2 protein-coding genes are annotated in these 1548 nt (G+C 47.1%); both read left to right on the top strand.

What is annotated here, in order from left to right; translation table 11 throughout:
* The first annotated feature begins 139 nt into the window (after positions 1 to 139).
* Positions 140 to 829, top strand: coding sequence for a hypothetical protein (locus tag HMPREF2890_RS00100; RefSeq protein WP_148130622.1), 690 nt, complete (start codon positions 140 to 142; stop codon positions 827 to 829).
* Positions 830 to 1474, top strand: a complete 645-nt coding sequence (locus tag HMPREF2890_RS00095) for a transposase (protein ID WP_070463837.1) — start codon at positions 830 to 832, stop codon at positions 1472 to 1474.
* Positions 1475 to 1548 lie beyond the last annotated feature (74 nt).

Below are 1548 nucleotides of genomic sequence, written 5' to 3'. Positions count from 1 at the left end.
CCTAGATTCCGCAAGCTGAGTTAGGAGCAAAAAATGAAGGGTGAGAAATCGCAAGAAATCTCACCCTTTGTCGTTAGAAATTGCTATCTTTATATTGACACAAATAACTGATCAACAATATCTAACACCCTATAAAGGTATGGTAAAGGTACGAGTAATTTCCGAGAGGGCACAGCGTTTTGGCGGACTAAATCTTGTTTTTCACTCCAAGGAGTACGAAAAGATTCTTGAGCTGTGTGACAAGGAGCTGGGAGTAAGGAGCAGCACCGGTGGTGGATACTCCTACTCAGAGGTGATCAATGCTCTATTCCTCAGCGTTTTATCTGGTGGCACGTGTGTTGAGGACATTAATCTCTTAGTCCCCGAGTTATCTCAAAGCCCTTACATAAAGGCTCCGAGTGCAGATAGTGTGCTTCGGACACTCAAGAAACTGTCGGTTGAAGATGAATTGGTGAAAGCGAGGGGGTCAGGGATAAACTATGCGTTCAATCGTAATTCAAAGCTGAACGAACTCTTGGTAAAAGGGACTATTGAGATAGGGCTGTTGGAGCGTGGCAAAGCCTGCGACTTTGACTACGACAACCAAATTATCCGGACAAGGAAACGAGACTCTGCATGGACCTATAAGAAGGACGTAATGGGGTATGCCCCCGGGATTGCCTTTGCCAATGGTCATCCTATCAGTATTGAGGGGCGTGGAGGAAATGCACCCGTGATTTTTGATCAGGCGAGGACACTTCGATTAGCCTATGAAGCACTTCTAAAGGAGGGGGTGAAGGTGAAGCGCTCAAGAATGGACGCCGGATCGTACAGCAGAGAGGTAATCTAGGTGGTGGAGGAGTATTCCGACCTCTTTTATATCCGTGCCATAGACACCCCCTATCATAGGTCGTTAGTTGAGGAAAGCACTTCCGGATGGAAGCTGCTAAGGCTCAGAGGCAGCACCGGAGGTATGAGAGAGGTGGAAGCCAGGAGCGTGATGGCAGACGAGTTTATCAGGGGGAGGAGTTACAGGGTCGTGCTTTATCGCTACAATGATGGATGGTCTGAGGGCACTATGTTTTCTGATGATAAGGAGATGAAGTATCGATACTTTAGCATCATCACAAATGATTGGAAGAGTAGCGAAGAGGAGATCATAAGGTACTACAATAAGAGAGGCAGTATTGAGCGGGTCTTCGACCAGATGAATAACGACTTTAACTGGGCACACCTGCCAAGCTCTGACATGAATCAAAATACTGTGTTTATGCTCCTTACGGCATTGCTGAGGAACTTCTACACGAAATATGTTTCAGAGGTGTCAAAGCGGAGCGGGCGACTTATTAGCTCAAAAGCACGTCTCAAAAAGTTTATCCACCACTTTGTCACCTGTCCGGCTCGGTGGGTGAAGAGTAGGACCGGTGATGTCCTGCAACTCTTTGGGGCAACAGCTTTACAGCGATGGTATGTGAAACAGATGTATGACTGGTAGGAGAAGACTGACTGTCAGACGATACAAGTGCACGACCGCTTTGAGACAATGGTGTCTTGAAGCAACGGCAGGAG

The sequence above is a fragment of the Porphyromonas sp. HMSC065F10 genome (genome assembly GCF_001808555.1).
In the GTDB taxonomy this organism is placed as follows: Bacteria; Bacteroidota; Bacteroidia; order Bacteroidales; family Porphyromonadaceae; genus Porphyromonas_A.
Note: the sequence above shows the minus strand (reverse complement) of the source record. Positions and strands in the feature narration are given on the sequence as shown.